Origin of the sequence: Micromonospora sp. CPCC 205561, from assembly GCF_036906775.1 — a bacterium.
Taxonomy (GTDB): domain Bacteria; phylum Actinomycetota; class Actinomycetes; order Mycobacteriales; family Micromonosporaceae; genus Micromonospora.
In genome coordinates, this window is sequence record NZ_JBAKHV010000014.1 from 56386 (window position 1) to 71646 (window position 15261).

Genomic DNA, 15261 nt, shown 5'->3' on the forward strand with positions numbered 1-15261 from the left:
CTACTCCTCGCGTGCTGTCCTAAGTGATTTCGCCGCCCCGGCGGGGCGCCCCGATAATTGATCAAGCGCCGGGTGACCGCTCTTTCCGCCCGTACGGACGACCGTCGCCGGCGCCCGGGTTTTCGCCCCTCGGCTGGTCGTGCCGGCAATCGCGCGCGTGTCGGCTCCCGTCAATCCCGTGTCTGCCCGTCCGGCACGGAAAGGTGGCGGCCTCCGCCGGGTCGCGCGGAGGTGGGCGCATTCGGAAATGGCGGTTATCGGCCTAGCGTCGGACCGCCGGCAGGTCGGTGGCGTCGACGCCCGGCGCGCGGGCCGCCTCCGCGAGCGCGGTGTGCAGGACGTCGAGCAGCGGTCCGTCGGGGTGGTCGATCCAGTGCTGGACGGCGACGCGCAGGGTGGACAGGAGGGTGGCCGCCAGGACCCGGGAGCGCAGTGTCCGGTCCGGGCCGGTCAGCCGGTGGGCGAGCTCCTCGGCGAGTTCGCGTTCGATGGCGGTGTAGGCGGCGATCTGGTGCGCGGCGAGACCCGTGTGCCCGCGTAGCTGCCGGCGGTGCACCAGCCAGGAGGGCGGGGCGTTGCCGTACGCCTCGACGGCGAGCCGTTCGGCCGCCCCGCGCAGCGCGGACCAGGGCGGCGCGTCGGTCGGCTGCCGGCGGACCAACTCCAGCAGTCGGCGCAGCCGGACGGCGTCACCGTGGAAGATCGCCTCCTCCTTGCTGGAGAAGTAGTTGGAGAACGTCCGGCGGGAGACGTTGGCGGCGTCGGCGATGGCCTCCACCGTGACCCCGTCGAGCCCGTGTTCCGTGGCGAGGCGCAGGGCCGCCTCGTGCAGGGCGAGGCGCGTGGCCGCCTTCTTCCGCTCCCGCAGCCCGATGGTCTCCTCCATGGCCCACAGCCTACGGGCCGGTGACACAGTTCTCATCGGGCAAACTTGCTCTTTGGGCAAGATCGGAAGATGCTTGTGTGCGGCAACCATCTGAGACCAGGGGGACGGGATGGAGAACGCCGGTCGTGAGCTCGGTGCGAGGTTGTACGCGCTCGTCAGGAGCGTGCGACTGATCAGGCGGGGCCGGGCCGACGCCCGGCCGGCCGTGCCGATCGGCCTGGCCGGCCTGCTCATGCAGATCGAGCAGCTTCCGGCGGACTGTCACGCCCGCGAGTTGGCCGCGCGCAGCGGCCTCGACCCGTCGACCGTCAGCCGCGCCGTGTCCTCGCTCGTCGGCCACGGCCTGGTCGAGCGGCACGCCGACCCCGCCGACAAGCGGGCGAGCCTGCTGACCGTCACCCCGGCCGGGCGCGCGGCCCTGGCCGACACCCATGCCTGGTACGGGCGGATCCTCGACGCCGCCCTCGCCGACTGGACCACCGGGGAGGTGGCCGCCCTGGCCGCCGCGCTCGACCGGTTCACCCGCGACGTCGAGACCGCCCTCGCAGACCACCACGACAACCTGGAGGCCGCGCGATGAGCGCACCCACCACCACGGCCGGCGCCACGCCGATGACACACCGGCAGACGCTGGAGGCCCTCAGCGGCCTGCTGCTGGTGCTCTTCGTCGCGATGCTGAGCGGCACCGTCGTCTCGACGGCGCTGCCGCAGATCATCGGGGCGCTGAACGGGTCGCAGACCCAGTACACCTGGGTGGTCACCGCCACCCTGCTCACCGCGACCGCGACCACCCCGATCTGGGGCAAGCTCGCCGACCTGTTCAACAAGAAGCTGCTGGTGCAGATCGCCATCGTGGTCTTCCTGGTCGGCTCGGTCGTCGCCGGTTTCGCCCAGAGCGCCGGTCAGCTCATCGCCGCCCGCGCGTTCCAGGGCATCGGCGTCGGCGGCCTGCAGGCCCTCGTCCAGGTCGCCATCGCCGCGATGATCCCGCCCCGCGAGCGTGGTCGGTACAACGGCTACCTGGGCGGCGTCATGGCCGTGGCGACGGTCGGCGGCCCGCTGCTGGGCGGTCTCATCGTGGACACGTCCTGGCTCGGCTGGCGCTGGTGCTTCTTCGTCGGCGTCCCCGTCGCGGTGGTCGCGCTGATCCTGCTCCAGGCCACCCTGCGCCTGCCGACCGTCCGTCGGGAGAACGTGAAGATCGACTACCTGGGCGCGGCCCTGATCGCGGCCGGGGTCAGCGTGCTGCTCATCTGGATCTCCTTCGTCGACGACGCGTTCGCCTGGGCCTCCTGGCAGACCGCCGCCATGGTGGGCGCCTCGGTCGCGCTGCTCGCCCTGGCCGTCCGGGTCGAGTCCCGGGCAGAGGAGCCGGTCGTCCCGCTCGGCCTGGTCCGCCAGCGCACCACCGCCCTGGCCATCCTGGGCAGCCTGGCGGTCGGGATGGCGATGTTCGGCGGCGCGGTCTTCCTCGGCCAGTACTTCCAGATCGGCCGCGGCTACAGCCCCACGGAGGCCGGGCTGCTCACCATTCCGATGATGGCCGGCGTCCTCGGCTCGTCGATCATCGCCGGCCGGCTGATCACCAGGACCGGAAAGATCAAGCCGTACATCGTCTTCGGCGCCGTCGTGCTGGTGATCGGGTTCGCGATGCTCGGCACGATCGACCACCAGACCTCACTGGTGCTGGTGGGCGTGGCGATGTTCATCGTCGGCGTCGGAGTGGGCATGACCATGCAGAACCTGGTCCTCGCCGTGCAGAACACCGTCTCGCTCAGGGACATCGGCGCGGCCAGCTCCACCGTCGCGTTCTTCCGCTCGCTCGGCGGCACGATCGGCGTCTCGGTACTCGGCGCGGTGCTCGCCCGGCGGGTCACCGACCAGATCACCACGGACCTCACGGCCGCCGGCATCCCCGCCTCCGGCGGCGGATCCGGCAGCCTCAACATCGACGCCATGCCCGCCGTGGTGCGGCAGATCGTGCGTGCGGCGTACGGCGACGCCACCGGGCACATCTTCCTGATCTCCGCCGCGATCGCCGTGGTCGGCGTCATCGCCGCGGTCCTGCTGAAGCCGGTCGCCCTGCGCACCAGCCTGGACCTGCCCGACCCGGCCGGTTCGGCGGCCGTGGCGGCCGACGCCGTCGACGGTGCTCCCGCCCCCGACCAGGTCGGCGTCGACGCGGCGGAGCAGACGCCGGCCCGCCGCTGACACCCCGTCCACGGGACCGGGGCCGCCACCGTCGTCCGGCGGCCCCGGTCGTCCGGCGCCTCCGGCGGCGGCGCCACGCCGTCGACGACACCGGTGGCGAGAGTCGGCTCAGCCGGCGCCGCCGCCCGTGGTCACTCGTTGCAGGCGGGGAAGATGTTGTCCCACAGCTGCGGCTTCTGACTCTGGCGGCAGCCCGACAGGGGCGGCAGGACGAGGCCGCCCTCGACGGGCGAGATCCCGGCCGCGACGCGGTCGCCGGAGCCGCCGGCGGAAGAGCCGCCGAGTGCCGGCGCGCCGAACGCGAGGAGCAGCAGCGCGCCCGATACGAGGAGCCGCGTGCCGGGGCGACCGTCGACTACCGTCCGCATGTGACCTCCCTGGGTTGTCTGTCGGATGCGAGCGTGATCGAGCCGGGGGGCCTGGTCAATACCGTCCCCGTCACGAGCCGGTCACACCGCCCGAGCTGTGCTGAAAGCGGTCGATGGCTGTCGCGCGGTCGGTCGGGCGGCCTCCCGGCGGGCCGCGGGGGCGCGGTCACCGCGGCGCAGACGTCACGCGTGGTGACGTAGGGGAGGGCGCCGGCGTCGCCTGTCGGGAAGCAGCGACGCGACGATGGGTACGCCCGCGCAGCTGTGGTAGAAAGCCCGGGTGGCCGCCATGCGTTTCCAGCTCCTGGGGCCGCTCGAGGTGTGGGTCGACGGCCGGCCCGTGTCGCTCGGCACGGTGAAGCAACGACTGCTCTGCGCCACCCTGCTGCTGCACCCGAACGAGGTGCTGCCCACCGAACACCTCGCCGAGATGCTCTGGGACGAGCCCCGGCCGGCGTCCGCGGCGGCGAATCTCAGGACGTACGCCCACGGGCTGCGTCAGGCCCTGCGCGACCCGTCGGGCGGCGCGAGCCGGCTGCACACGGGCACCGGCGGCTACCTGCTGGAGGTGCACCCGGGCGAGCGCGACCTCGACGAGTTCGAGGAGGCCGCCCAGCAGGGCCGCGACGCGCGTGCCCGGGGCGAGCTGCGGCAGGCCGAGGCGAGCCTCGCCCACGCGCTCACCCTCTGGCGCGACTCGCCGCTGGCCGGACTGCCGCTGCCCCGCACGATCGCCGTGCGCCTGACCCGCCTGCACGAGCAGCGGCTGATGATCGAGGAGGAGCACGTCCAGGCCAGGCTCGACCTGGGTGCCTCCGCCGACCTGGTCGGGCGGCTGCGCGAGCACGTCGAGAACCACCCGCTGCGGCAGCGCGGCTGGGGTCAGCTGATGACCGCGCTCTACCGCACCGGTGACGTCGCCGGCGCGGTGGAGGCGTACCTGCGCGCCCGGCGGGTGCTCGCCGAGCAGCTCGGCATCGATCCCAGCCCCTGGCTGGAGGCGCTCTACCGCGACATCCTCGACCACAGCCCGCACCTCGCGGGCGAGCCGCAGCGACCGCCACCCGCGCGAATCGTGGTGCGCGGGCTGCCGCCGGCCGTCGACACCTTCGTCGGCCGCCGGGCCGAGATCGATGCCGTACGCGGCTGGCTCGACCAGTCCACGACGAGCCCGGTCGTGGCGTTGCACGGCCCGGGTGGGGCCGGCAAGTCGGCGCTGGCCGTGCGGCTGGCCCACCAGCTCGCCGACCGGTACCCCGGCGGCACCCTCTACGTGGACCTGCAGGGCGCGGACGCCGACCTGCCGCCGCTGCGGCCCCTGGACGTCCTCGGCCGCTTCCTGCGCGCGCTCGGGGTGCCCGGCAACGCCGTGCCGTCCGACACGGGCGAGGCCACCGTCGCCTACCGCTCGCAGATCGCGGGGCGCGGCGTACTCGTCGTCCTCGACAACGCCCGGGACGCCGCCCAGGTCCGCGGCCTGCTACCGGCCGACCCCTCGTGCGGGGTCGTGGTCACCAGCCGGCGGATGCTCGCGACGCTGCCCAACGGCCGGCACCTCGCCGTGGGACTGCTGTCCCGCGCGGAGGCGGTCGGACTGCTCGCGGGCGAGTGCGGCACCGCACGGGTGGCGGCCGAGCCGGACGCGGCGCTCCGCCTGGTGGAACTCTGCGGCCTGCTGCCGTTGGCGATCCGGATCGTCGGTGCCCGCCTGGCCAGCCGGCCGGAGTGGCCGATCGCCCGCCTGGCCGAGCGGCTGGCCGACCCCGGGCTGCGCCTGAGCGAGCTGGAGTTCGACGACCTCAGCGTCCGGCCCTCCATCGCGCTCACCTACGCCGCGCTCTGCGACGGCGACGCCCGGGGACGGCTCTGCGCCCGCGCCTTCCGCCTGATCGGCAGCGGCCGGTTGCCCGCCGTCACCGCCCGCGCCGTCGCCGCGCTGCTGGGCGAGTCGCCCGCCCGTGCCGAGAGCGTGCTGGAACGGCTCGCCGACGAGCGGTTGGTGGAGCCCCGTGAGCCGGGCGTCTACGGCATCCACGACCTGGTCCGGCTCTACGCCGTCGAACGGTCCGAGGACGAGTCGGCGGACGACCGGGAGGCCGCGCTGCGCCGGCTGCTGGAGACGTACGTACAGGGCGCCCGGGAACTCGAACGGATGACCAACGCCGGCTGGTCGCCGACCGGCGTCGACAACCGGGAGCGGCCCGTCTGGCAGGACCCGCCGCGGACCCCCGCGCAGGCCGTCCGGTGGCTGGCCGAGGAGCACCTGAACATCCTGGCCGTCTTCCAGCAGGCGTCGACCGCGTCCGCCGGCACCGCGAAGCTCGCCGCCGAGCTGGCCTGGGGGAGTCTCGCCTCGTTGCGCCGGCACGGCTACCTGCAGGAGGCCCTCACCCTCGTCGACGGCGCCGCCGCCACCACCGAGCGGCTCGGCCTCACGCTCGAACACACCGCCGCGCTGTTCTACCGGGCGGCGTTCAACAAGGGCACCGCGCCCCCGTCGGTCGTCGAGTCGGACCTGCTGCGCTGTCTCGAACTGCTCGAGTCCCTCGGGGACCGCGAACGGGTCTCCACCTGCCTGGAGGCGCTGGGCAACCTGCGCCACCGGATGGGCGACGTGCCGCGCGCGCTCGCCTACCTCGACGAGGCGCTCGCGCTGCGCCGCGAGTCGGGGCGACCCCTCATGATCGGCGCCACCCTGAGCAACTCCGCACAGGCGCGCCTGTCGGCGGGGGCCGACAAGGAGGCCTTCGCGGACGTGGCGGAGGCGCTGCGGATCGCGCGCGACATCGAGGCGGTCGGTCTGGAGGGCGCCGCGCTCAGCATGCGCGGCCAACTGCTCTGCCGCACCGGCCGGTGGGCCGAGGCCCGCGACTGCCTCGACGAGGCGCTGGTCGCCACCGACCGCTCCGGCGACCTGCCGTCGCGCTGCGAGGCCCTGCTCTCCCGCGCGGCGACGCACCTCCGGCTCGGCGACCACGCCGCCGCCGCCCGCGACGCCGACGAGGCGGAGACGGCGGCCGCCCGGATCGGCGACCGCTACCTGCTGGCCGTCGCGCGGCAGGCCCGCGGCCACGCCACCCGCGCGGCGGGCGACCGGAGCGCCGCGTCGAGACTGGAGAGCGAGGCGCGGGAGCTGCTCGGATCGCTGCCGGGCTACCGGGAGCCGCAGTACGTCGAGTACTTCGGCGAGTGCTGAGCCGTCCCGCTCGTCGCCCGGGTACGACGGCGGGGAGGGACGGAGCTCCGTCCCTCCCCGCCGTCGACGGTGCCGCTCAGGACAGGAACTTGTCCAGGGCCGCCTCGATGCTGCCGGAGTCCGGCGCCGCGTACGACTTCATGGTGGTCTTGTTGTACGAGATGAAGCTCGGGCACCGGGCCGCCGGGGCGCTCACGGTGCCGCCGTCGCCGATCTTCTCCGCGGTCTTCGCGGCGTAGAAGGTCAGGGTGTAGCGCGACGAGATGTAGTCGATGACGACCTGCTTCTGCGAGCTGTCCTTGTACTGGCACTTCTTCGGGGCGCCCTCGCTGCCCTCCACGAACTTCAGGCAGCCGACCACCGACACCGTCGTGAAGTCGGCGCTCTTGGCGTAGTAGGGCTTGTCCGAGGAGACGGACTTCGAGGACCAGTAGGTCGGCCGGTCGGGGTTGTTCGAGAACGTGTAGGCCTTGGCACCGGACGGGCCGTTGTAGGGCGCCGCGTTCAGGATCTGGCCACCCTCGCAGACGTTGGACAGGTCGCTGGAGTAGCGGGCCGTCACCGCGTTGTTGCTCGGCTCCTGCGTCTGCTGCTGCCCGGGCGTGGGGGAGGTGTCCGTGCCCGGCGTGCCGGTGGCGCCGCCCGGGTCGGTGCTGGGGCTGGAGGACGCGACCGGGTCCGGCTCGTCGTCACCGTTGACGAGCACGAAGCCGATGCCGGCGCCGCAGATGGCGAGCACGAGGACGACCGCGCCGGCGGCCAGCCCGATGATCAGGCCCTTGTTCGACTTCTTCTGCGGGGGAAGAGGGGCGCCGAACTGCGGCGCCTGCGGCGGCCCGTATCCCGGGTACCCGCCCTGCTGTGGGGCCGGCGGCCCGCTCCAAGGGGTGACGTTCGGGTCCGGCTGCTGCCCTCCGTACGGAGGGTAACTGTCGCTCATGTGTAGCCCTATCGCTGTCGACGTGTGCCCAGGCACGGGGTCATCGAACAGGGTAGTGAGCGCCGCAAACCGTGATGGTGAGCGGCGGTCCCGCTCCGGCCCGCCGCCGCGCGCGGGCCTGCGCTTCGGTGACAACGGGTGCAGGTTACGGGTCCGTACGTGTCCGGCCGTGCCGCGCTCCGGGTCGGCCGGGGGGCCGTAATCCGGGCCGCCGGAAGGGAATTCCGTTGTCGGGCCCCCGGGAACCCGCCGACACGTCGCGGGCGGTCGACTGTGACGAATATCATGCATGTTCCGGCGGAGACGTGGGCGACACCGGCGGGGGAAGGGGCGCTCCGGCGCCCTCGCATGCTCGCCGCCGGCCGGGCCCGGACGCCGCCGTGAGGCGTCCAGGGTCCGGCCGCGCGCCGCCGGTGGCCGCTTCGCGGCGCCGGTCGTCGTCCGCGTCCTCCGGCCGCCCCGCATCTTCGGGACGCGGCCCTGCGGGGCGTTCCGGCGGCCGGGGGTGGGTGGCGTGGGTCAGTCGGTCGTGCAGCCCGCCGGCGGCTCGGCGGGGGTGCCGGCGGTGTTGGCCAGGAAGCCGAAGGCGGCCTGGGCGCCGGGTGCCAGGGACCCGTTCCAGTCCGTGTTGCGCGCAACCGCCTCCGCCCCGCTCTGGGTGAGCCGGGCGTTCCAGGACTGGCTGATCCGCTGGCCGTCGGGGAGGGCGAAGCGGACGGTCCACCCGGCGATCGGGGCGGTGCCGGGGTTGCGGACCGTCACCTCGCCCTGAAAGCCGCCCTGCCACCGGCCCACCACCCGGTAGCTGGCCGTGCAGCCGGCGGTAGGCGGCGTGGCGCTGGCGGTGGGCGTGGGGGTGCCGGTCGGTGGCGGCGTGGGGCCGCCGGTGGGGGTGGGGGTGACGCCCCCGAGCGCGGCGGTCAGCGCCGGGTACCACCGGTCGGCCATCTTCCGGTCGCCGGAGGCGTTCGGGTGCACCCCGTCATAGGTGTCGGTGGCCGTGCTGAAGCCGGTCCACTGGTCGACCACCACCACGGGCGAGGCGGCGGTGCCGATGGCCGCCGCCCAGCCGTCGATCGCGGCGTTCAGCGCGACCACCCGCTGGCCGCACTCGGCGCAGGTGGCCGGCGCCATCGGGATGATCTTCGCGACGAGCACCTTCGTCGCCGGGTTGGCGGCCCGCATCTGCTCCACCAGCCGGCCGTACGCGGCGAGGATGGTCGCGGGCGCGATGTTGCTCCACACGTCGTTGGTGCCGAAGTGCATCAGGACGATGTCGGGCCGGGTGGCGGCGAGCCAGCCCGGCAGCAGGTTCTGGTTGGCCACGTTGGTCACCAGGTAGCCGCCGTGTCCCTCGTTGTCGCCGTCGTGCGGCTGGCCGCAACCCTGCGGGCCGAGGGTGCCGACGAAGTCGACGTCGGTGTGCCCGCTGGACTGGAGGCGGTTCCACAGTACGGACCGCCAGCAGCCGGGCGAGCCGGTGATCGAGTCGCCCAGCGGCATGACCCGCACGGCGGCGGCCGGCAGGGCCGGCAGGGCGGGGGAGGGCGCGGCGGGCCCGGCGACGAGGGCGACGGGAATCGCCGCCAGCGCGGCGAGCAGGGCGTGCAGCAGGGGCCTTCGGAGCATGGTGGAGGAACTCCTGTCACAGGTCGAGGTGTGTGGTGTGACGGCCCGGTGCTCCCCCGGCAGTCAACCAGAGACGATGGCGTATCTCAATGGAATGCCCGTTCACGCAAGGCATTCACGGCCCCGATCCCCAACATCTTCCTCACATCGTGAACATCAACAAAATTTACGAGTGTGAATGTGACGGCTAAGGTTTCCTCATCGTCCAGACCGCCCGCGGGGTGGGCCACGAGCCGCCCGCAGGCCACCACAGTAGGAGGACCGGGAGATGACGCTCCCTCGCACTCGCCGGCGTACCCTCGCCGCCGCGGCCAGCGTGTTCGCCAGCGCAGCCATGGTCACCACCATGATCGGCGCACCGGCGGCGGCTGCCCCGGCCACCGGCGAGATCCGCAGCGCCGGTGGCGCGACCGCCCTGGCCGACAGCTACATCGTGGTACTCAAGGACAGCAGCGTCGGCGGCCGTGCCGGCACCCGGCAGGCCGCGGTGAGGAACGCCGCCGGCTTCCTCGCCGCGCGCTACGGCGGGGCCGTGGGTCACGTCTACGGCGACGCGCTCAACGGCTTCGAGGTGAAGCTGTCGCAGCAGGCCGCCAAGCGGCTCGCCGCCCACCCCGACGTCGACTACGTGGAGCAGAACCACACCGTGTCGACCATGGCCACCCAGAACAACCCGCCGTGGGGCCTCGACCGCATCGACCAGCGCGCCCTCCCGCTCAGCCGCACCTACAGCTACACCAGCACCGGCGCCGGCGTGACGGCGTACATCATCGACACCGGCATCCGGACCACGCACGTGGACTTCGCCGGCCAGGCCGTCGACGGCTACGACGCGATCGACAACGCCCTGCCGGCTGCCGACTGCAACGGCCACGGCACCCACGTCGCGGGCACCGTCGGCGGCAACACCTACGGTGTCGCGAAGGACGTCCGGCTGGTGGCCGTCCGCGTGCTGAACTGCCAGGGCAGCGGCAGCTGGGCGCAGGTCATCGCCGGCATCAACTGGGTGACCTCCAACCACCAGGCGGGCCAGCCGGCCGTGGCCAACATGAGCCTCGGCGGTTCCACCAACAGCGCCCTGAACAGCGCCGTGGCGAACTCGATCGCCGACGGCATCAGCTACGCCGTGGCCTCCGGCAACTCGAACGCCAACGCCTGCAACTTCTCGCCGGCCTCCGTCCCGACCGCGCTGACCGTCAACGCGTCGCAGAGCAACGACGCCAGGGCGTCGTTCTCCAACTGGGGCACCTGCACCGACATCTTCGCGCCCGGCGTGGGTGTGCTCTCGGCCTGGTCCACCAGCGACACCGCGACCAGCTCCATCAGCGGCACCTCGATGGCCTCGCCGCACGTGGCGGGCGCTGCCGCCCGGGTGCTCAGCGTCAACCCGGGCTGGACGCCGGCCCAGGTGCACTCGTACCTGGTCGGCCAGGCCACGCCGAACGTGATCACCAACCCCGGCACCGGCTCGCCGAACCGCCTGCTCTACCTCGCCCCCACCTTCTGACCGACCGCGTCCGTCGCACCGGCCCCGAGGCGTACACCGCCTCGGGGCCGGTGCCCGTCGTGGCGCGACCGCGACGGCAGGCTTCGACGTGTCTCCATGTTGCGGGGACGTTCCGATCCGCCTAAGCTGCCGGTCATGGGAGCGCTCCCGGGTGTCTGGGCAGGGCGTTTCCCGCGAAGGGCTTTCCGGCCGGCCCGCTGCGGCGTCGGCGGCTGCGCGTGAGCGCCGCCCCTCCCGGCCGGACACCACCGTCCGTCCGGCGGGACCGGCGTCCCCCGCCACCTCCCGGCCGGGCGGCACCACCCCCACCACCGATCGGAAGCGAAGGCACCCGCATGAAACTGCTACCGCGCCTGTCCCGGCGCAACCTCGTGATGGCCGGCGCGGTCGGCGCGCTGACCGTCGCGGCGTCGGCCGCGGTCCCCGCCGCCGACGCCCAGGCCGCCACCGGTTGCGCCGTCACCTACACCACCAGCACCTGGTCGGGTGGCTTCACGGCCAACGTGACGATCAAGAATCTGGGCGACGCCGTCGACGGGTGGACGCTCGGCTTCACCTTCCCCGACGCCGGCCAGCGGGTCGGCCAGGGCTGGTCGGCGACCTGGAGCCAGAGCGGCGCCGCCGTCACCGCCCGCAACGTGAGCTGGAACGGCGCGCTGGCCACCGGCGCGTCGACCAGCATCGGGTTCAACGGCACCTGGACCGGCGCCAACCCGGCCCCGACGGCGTTCACCCTCAACGGCACCGCCTGCACCGGCGCGACCACGCCGACCACCGCGCCGCCCCCCACCACCGCGCCCCCCACGACCCCGCCCCCGACCACGCCGCCCCCCACGACCCCGCCGCCGACCACCCCGCCGCCGGGCGGCCAGACGCCGGTCGCAATCAACGGTCAGCTGCGGGTGTGCGGGGCCAACCTGTGCAACCAGTACGGCCGGCCGATCCAGCTGCGCGGCATGAGCACCCACGGCATCCAGTGGTTCGCCCGGTGCTACAACGACGCGTCCCTCGACGCGCTCGCCGACGACTGGCGGGCCGACCTGCTGCGCATCGCGATGTACGTGCAGGAGGACGGCTACGAGACCGACCCGGCCGGCTTCACCAACCGGGTCAACGCGCTGGTCGACGAGGCCGAGCAGCGGGGCATGTACGCGCTGATCGACTTCCACACCCTGACCCCGGGTGACCCGATGTACAACCTCGAGCGGGCCAAGACCTTCTTCGCGGCGGTCTCCGCCCGCAACGCCGCCAAGAAGAACGTCATCTACGAGATCGCCAACGAGCCCAACGGCGTCGGCTGGGCGACCATCAAGAGCTACGCGGAGCAGGTCATCCCGGTCATCCGCGCCAACGACCCGGACGCGGTGGTCGTGGTCGGCACCCGCGGCTGGTCCTCGCTGGGGGTCTCCGAAGGCTCCAACGCCAACGAAATCATCAACAACCCGGTGAACGCGACGAACGTCATGTACACGTTCCACTTCTACGCCGCGTCCCACCGGGACAACTACCGGGCCGAGGTGGAGCGGGCGGCCGCCCGGCTGCCGCTGTTCGTCACCGAGTTCGGCACCGTGGACTACACCGGCGACGGCGGGGTCGACCTCGCCAGCAGCGCCGCCTGGCTCGACCTGCTGGACCGCCTGAAGATCAGCTACGCGAACTGGACGTTCTCCGACAAGGCCGAGGGCAGCGCCGCGCTGCGGCCGGGCACCTGCGCCGGCAGCACCTACGCCGGCCCGGCCGTGCTCACCCAGTCGGGCGCCTTCATGCGGGAGCGCATCCGTACCCCGGACAACTTCCCCACCTCCTGACCGACCGCGCGAGGCCCCGCCGGCGTCCGGCGGGGCCTCGTCGCGTGCCGGCCCGGTCCCGCACCGGCGAGCGCGGTCGTCACGCCGGCACGCGGTGGTCGGACTCGAACCGGTCCCGGGTCAGGAACGCCAGCCGGGCCCGCTTGTCGGGCAGGTCGATCTCGTCGCCGAAGGTGAAGCCCTCCCGCTCCAGCCGTTGCAGCGCGCGCTGGTTGCGGACGTCCGGTTCGACGACGATCCGCTGCCGGGTGGGGTCGCTGAACAGGAAACGGGCGAGGGTGGGACCGATGGTGGTGGTCAGGTTCCGGGGCGGGTTCCTGCCGGGGGAGAGCAGCAGGTGCATCCCGACGTCACCGGGCTGGACGACGTAGCACTCGCCGACCGGGTCCGCCTCCGGCTGGTAGGTCTGGAACAGCCCGATGGGCGCGTCGTCGAGCAGGATCAGGTAGGCGTGGTGGGTGGCCAGCCCGTCGACGAAGCGGTAGATGTCCCGCACCTCCTGCACGGAGTACGAGCCCATGCCCCAGAACGCCGCGCGCGGCTCGGTCACCCAGCCGTGCACCAGTTCCGCGTGCGCCTCCGGGTCGAGCACGACGAGCGAGAGCTCGCCGAGGTCGGAAATCTTCTCCTGGTATGTCACGGTGTCTCGTCTCCTGGTTCTCGGTTCAGTTCTCGCCAGTCGGTGACCACCGGGATCAGCTCGCCGCGGGCCCACAGTGGCAGTTGGTCGTCGAAGTGCGGGTCGCCGGGGCGCCCGGAGGCGCCGAAGGGGACGATCCACCGGCTCCTCGCGCGGTCACCGAGGTGCCACACGTAGCGGGCCACCGGGCCGCGCCAGCAGGCGTCGGAGACCCCCGGGACGCTCGACGTGGCCAGCACGCAGTCGGTGTCACCGGCCAGCGCGACCCGCGACCGCATGGCCCGTACCGCCTCGGCGACCTCCGGTGCCACCGGAAGATGGACCGGGTGCAGCACGTGCCGCCGTCCCCACGGCCCGGGCGGGTCGCCGGCCGCGACGTCCTCCAGGGCGCCGACGGCCACCGGGGCGATCTCCCCGCCGAGGCGGTGCAGGCCGGTGGCCACCCCGTCCAGGGCGTGCCCGACACGCGCCGTCGGGTTGGTCCACGGCGCGAACAGCTCGTCGAACGCGCCCGGGGCGCGCAGTGGGCGCAGGGCCGGGTGCTCGTGCAGCCGGCGGGCGAGGGCCGCCCGCCAGGCGGCGTAGGCGCCGGCGTCCGCGCTCTCGGCGGCCATCCGTCCGTCCCACGCGGTCAGCCGGTCGCGCAGGCGCCGGGCCGGTGCGCTGAGGCCGTCGGGGTCGAGCCGGTCGAGCACCGCGCGCAGGGCGCCGGCCTCCAGCCGGGTGTCCATGTGTACGGTCTCCGCCTCGGCGCCGTCGGCGAGCAGGGCACGGATGCGGCGGGCGCGGTGCGGCGGGGCGAAGTCGACGCCGAGGTCCGCCACGTCGGGGCGGCGGTCGTTGGCGCAGACCGCGGGCCCGTCGACGGCGGTGCGGCGCGGTGCGGCGTAGCCGTGCCACCCGTATCGTGGCTCCCAGCCGGGCACCGGTTCCCGCCGGCACCGGTCGTCGCGGAGCGGGACGAGCCCGGCGACCAGCTGGTGCGCCCCGCCGTGCCGGTCGGCGACGAGGACGCTGTTGACCGGCTCGACCCAGTCCCGCAGCGCGTCGGCGACGTCGTCGGCGCTCCTGGCGCGCAGCAGCGGCAGCAGCGCGTCGAAGCCGAGGCGCCCCTCCACCCGGCTGGGGGTGCGCAGGGCTATCGCCTCGCCGGTGCCGCGGTCGTGGTCGACGACGGGGCCGCGCGGCGTCTCGATCACCTCGACGGACTCCGGCTCGCCGCCGCGGACCTCGATCCGCTCGACGTGCCGGTGCGCCGGTGTCCAACCGTCCGCGTCGCGGACCAGCACCCGGTCGCCGTCGCGGCGCAGCTGCTCGCGGTAGAGGTCCTGGTAGTCGGCCATCGCGTTGGTGACCGCCCAGGCCACCTCGCCCGCGTGCCCGAAGTGGGGGAGGCCGGGGACCCCGGGAAACGCGAAGCCGAGCACGTCGAACTCCGGGCAGGCCAGGCGCACCTGGTGGTAGATGCCGGGCAGTTCGAGGATGCGGTGCGGGTCGCCGGCGACGACCGGTGGCCGACCGGCGGCCGGGTCGCCGGGCGTCGCCCAGGCGTTGCTGCCCGATCCGCCCGGGCCCTCGACGGCGAACAGGTCGGTCGCCGCCGGGCCGAGGGTGGCCGCGACGTGGGCGTGCCACAGCTTGTTGGGAAAGGTGGAGAAGAGCACGTGCTGGACGAGGAAGACGCCCAGGGGCGACCACGGCCGCCAGCGGCCCGGGGCGCAGCCGGCGGCCGCGAACTCGGGCGCCGCGGCGGCGCCCCCGGCGAGCCCCTCGTTGACGCCGTCCACGTAGGAGCCGACCCAGCGCCGGGTGGCGGGGGCGAGCCGCTCGAAGCAGCGCCGGGCGGTGTCGTCGAGCCGGGCCCGACGGGCGAACCGGTCCCAGCCCAGCTCGGCGGGGCCGACGTGCTCGGCCAGCCGGCCCTCCGAACGCCACCGCTCGACCTCGATCTGCCAGGCCCGGTCGACGGCGGCGACGCGTCCCTGCAACCGGGCGAGCCCGTCGACGCTGTCGGCGCGCAGGTGCGGAATGCCCCACCGGTCGCGATAGACGCCGGTCATCGCGTGCCCCGGTGCA

The 15261-nt window shown here is 73.8% G+C and carries 11 protein-coding genes; 5 read left to right on the forward strand and 6 right to left on the reverse strand.

The genetic code is table 11. The features are described from left to right. Positions 1-262: 262 nt before the first annotated feature. Positions 263-886 carry a TetR/AcrR family transcriptional regulator gene (locus tag V6V16_RS10640; RefSeq protein WP_334561734.1) on the reverse strand — a complete coding sequence of 208 codons (624 nt, stop codon included), beginning with the start codon at positions 884-886 and terminating at the stop codon, positions 263-265. 163 nt (positions 887-1049) lie between these two features. Here V6V16_RS10640 and V6V16_RS10645 point away from each other — a divergent pair, with 163 nt between their 5' ends. Together V6V16_RS10645 and V6V16_RS10650 are read left to right on the forward strand one after the other, a co-directional pair. After that, positions 1050-1466 carry a MarR family winged helix-turn-helix transcriptional regulator gene (locus V6V16_RS10645; RefSeq protein WP_334561736.1) on the forward strand — a complete coding sequence of 139 codons (417 nt, stop codon included), beginning with the start codon at positions 1050-1052 and terminating at the stop codon, positions 1464-1466. Beyond that, positions 1463-3097, forward strand: a complete 1635-nt coding sequence (locus V6V16_RS10650; RefSeq protein ID WP_334561738.1) for an MDR family MFS transporter — start codon at positions 1463-1465, stop codon at positions 3095-3097. The genes V6V16_RS10645 and V6V16_RS10650 overlap by 4 nt, the downstream gene beginning before the upstream one ends. A gap of 131 nt (positions 3098-3228) precedes the next feature. On the opposite strand, the gene V6V16_RS10655 is transcribed toward V6V16_RS10650, so the two are convergent. Then, positions 3229-3465, reverse strand: coding sequence for a hypothetical protein (locus tag V6V16_RS10655; protein WP_334561740.1), 237 nt, complete (start codon positions 3463-3465; stop codon positions 3229-3231). A 289-nt stretch (positions 3466-3754) separates the two neighbouring features. Between V6V16_RS10655 and V6V16_RS10660 the strand changes: the two genes are divergently transcribed. Beyond that, the gene (locus tag V6V16_RS10660) at positions 3755-6661 is read left to right on the forward strand and encodes an AfsR/SARP family transcriptional regulator (RefSeq protein WP_334561781.1); all 2907 of its coding nucleotides are present in this window, start codon (positions 3755-3757) and stop codon (positions 6659-6661) included. A gap of 76 nt (positions 6662-6737) precedes the next feature. Here V6V16_RS10660 and V6V16_RS10665 read toward each other — a convergent pair whose 3' ends face one another. Together V6V16_RS10665 and V6V16_RS10670 are read right to left on the reverse strand one after the other, a co-directional pair. Then, entirely contained in the window at positions 6738-7601 is an 864-nt protein-coding gene (locus V6V16_RS10665; protein ID WP_334561741.1) for a hypothetical protein, read from the reverse strand. Positions 7602-8120: 519 nt separating this feature from the next. Beyond that, a complete protein-coding gene (locus V6V16_RS10670; protein ID WP_334561743.1) occupies positions 8121-9230 on the reverse strand; it encodes a cellulose binding domain-containing protein in 1110 nt (369 codons plus the stop codon). A gap of 268 nt (positions 9231-9498) precedes the next feature. Here V6V16_RS10670 and V6V16_RS10675 point away from each other — a divergent pair, with 268 nt between their 5' ends. Both V6V16_RS10675 and V6V16_RS10680 read left to right on the forward strand, forming a co-directional pair. Next, complete coding sequence (locus V6V16_RS10675; protein ID WP_334561745.1) at positions 9499-10737, forward strand: S8 family peptidase; 1239 nt, start codon at positions 9499-9501, stop codon at positions 10735-10737. Positions 10738-11072: 335 nt separating this feature from the next. Beyond that, positions 11073-12545, forward strand: a complete 1473-nt coding sequence (locus tag V6V16_RS10680; protein WP_334561747.1) for a cellulase family glycosylhydrolase — start codon at positions 11073-11075, stop codon at positions 12543-12545. Positions 12546-12624: 79 nt separating this feature from the next. On the opposite strand, the gene V6V16_RS10685 is transcribed toward V6V16_RS10680, so the two are convergent. Both V6V16_RS10685 and V6V16_RS10690 read right to left on the reverse strand, forming a co-directional pair. Next, complete coding sequence (locus V6V16_RS10685; protein ID WP_334561749.1) at positions 12625-13185, reverse strand: GNAT family N-acetyltransferase; 561 nt, start codon at positions 13183-13185, stop codon at positions 12625-12627. Beyond that, positions 13182-15245 carry a penicillin acylase family protein gene (locus V6V16_RS10690; protein ID WP_334561751.1) on the reverse strand — a complete coding sequence of 688 codons (2064 nt, stop codon included), beginning with the start codon at positions 15243-15245 and terminating at the stop codon, positions 13182-13184. The genes V6V16_RS10685 and V6V16_RS10690 overlap by 4 nt, the downstream gene beginning before the upstream one ends. Between the last annotated feature and the right edge of the window lie 16 nt (positions 15246-15261).

What these genes read in the sequence shown, in the direction of transcription:
- V6V16_RS10670 (WP_334561743.1), bottom strand. Translation starts at nt 9,230, where the DNA reads ATGCTCCGAAGGCCCCTGCTGCACGCCCTGCTCGCCGCGCTGGCGGCG.
- V6V16_RS10655 (WP_334561740.1), bottom strand. Translation starts at nt 3,465, where the DNA reads ATGCGGACGGTAGTCGACGGTCGCCCCGGCACGCGGCTCCTCGTATCG.
- V6V16_RS10680 (WP_334561747.1), top strand. Translation starts at nt 11,073, where the DNA reads ATGAAACTGCTACCGCGCCTGTCCCGGCGCAACCTCGTGATGGCCGGC.
- V6V16_RS10675 (WP_334561745.1), top strand. Translation starts at nt 9,499, where the DNA reads ATGACGCTCCCTCGCACTCGCCGGCGTACCCTCGCCGCCGCGGCCAGC.
- V6V16_RS10660 (WP_334561781.1), top strand. Translation starts at nt 3,755, where the DNA reads ATGCGTTTCCAGCTCCTGGGGCCGCTCGAGGTGTGGGTCGACGGCCGG.
- V6V16_RS10640 (WP_334561734.1), bottom strand. Translation starts at nt 886, where the DNA reads ATGGAGGAGACCATCGGGCTGCGGGAGCGGAAGAAGGCGGCCACGCGC.
- V6V16_RS10650 (WP_334561738.1), top strand. Translation starts at nt 1,463, where the DNA reads ATGAGCGCACCCACCACCACGGCCGGCGCCACGCCGATGACACACCGG.
- V6V16_RS10665 (WP_334561741.1), bottom strand. Translation starts at nt 7,601, where the DNA reads ATGAGCGACAGTTACCCTCCGTACGGAGGGCAGCAGCCGGACCCGAAC.
- V6V16_RS10690 (WP_334561751.1), bottom strand. Translation starts at nt 15,245, where the DNA reads ATGACCGGCGTCTATCGCGACCGGTGGGGCATTCCGCACCTGCGCGCC.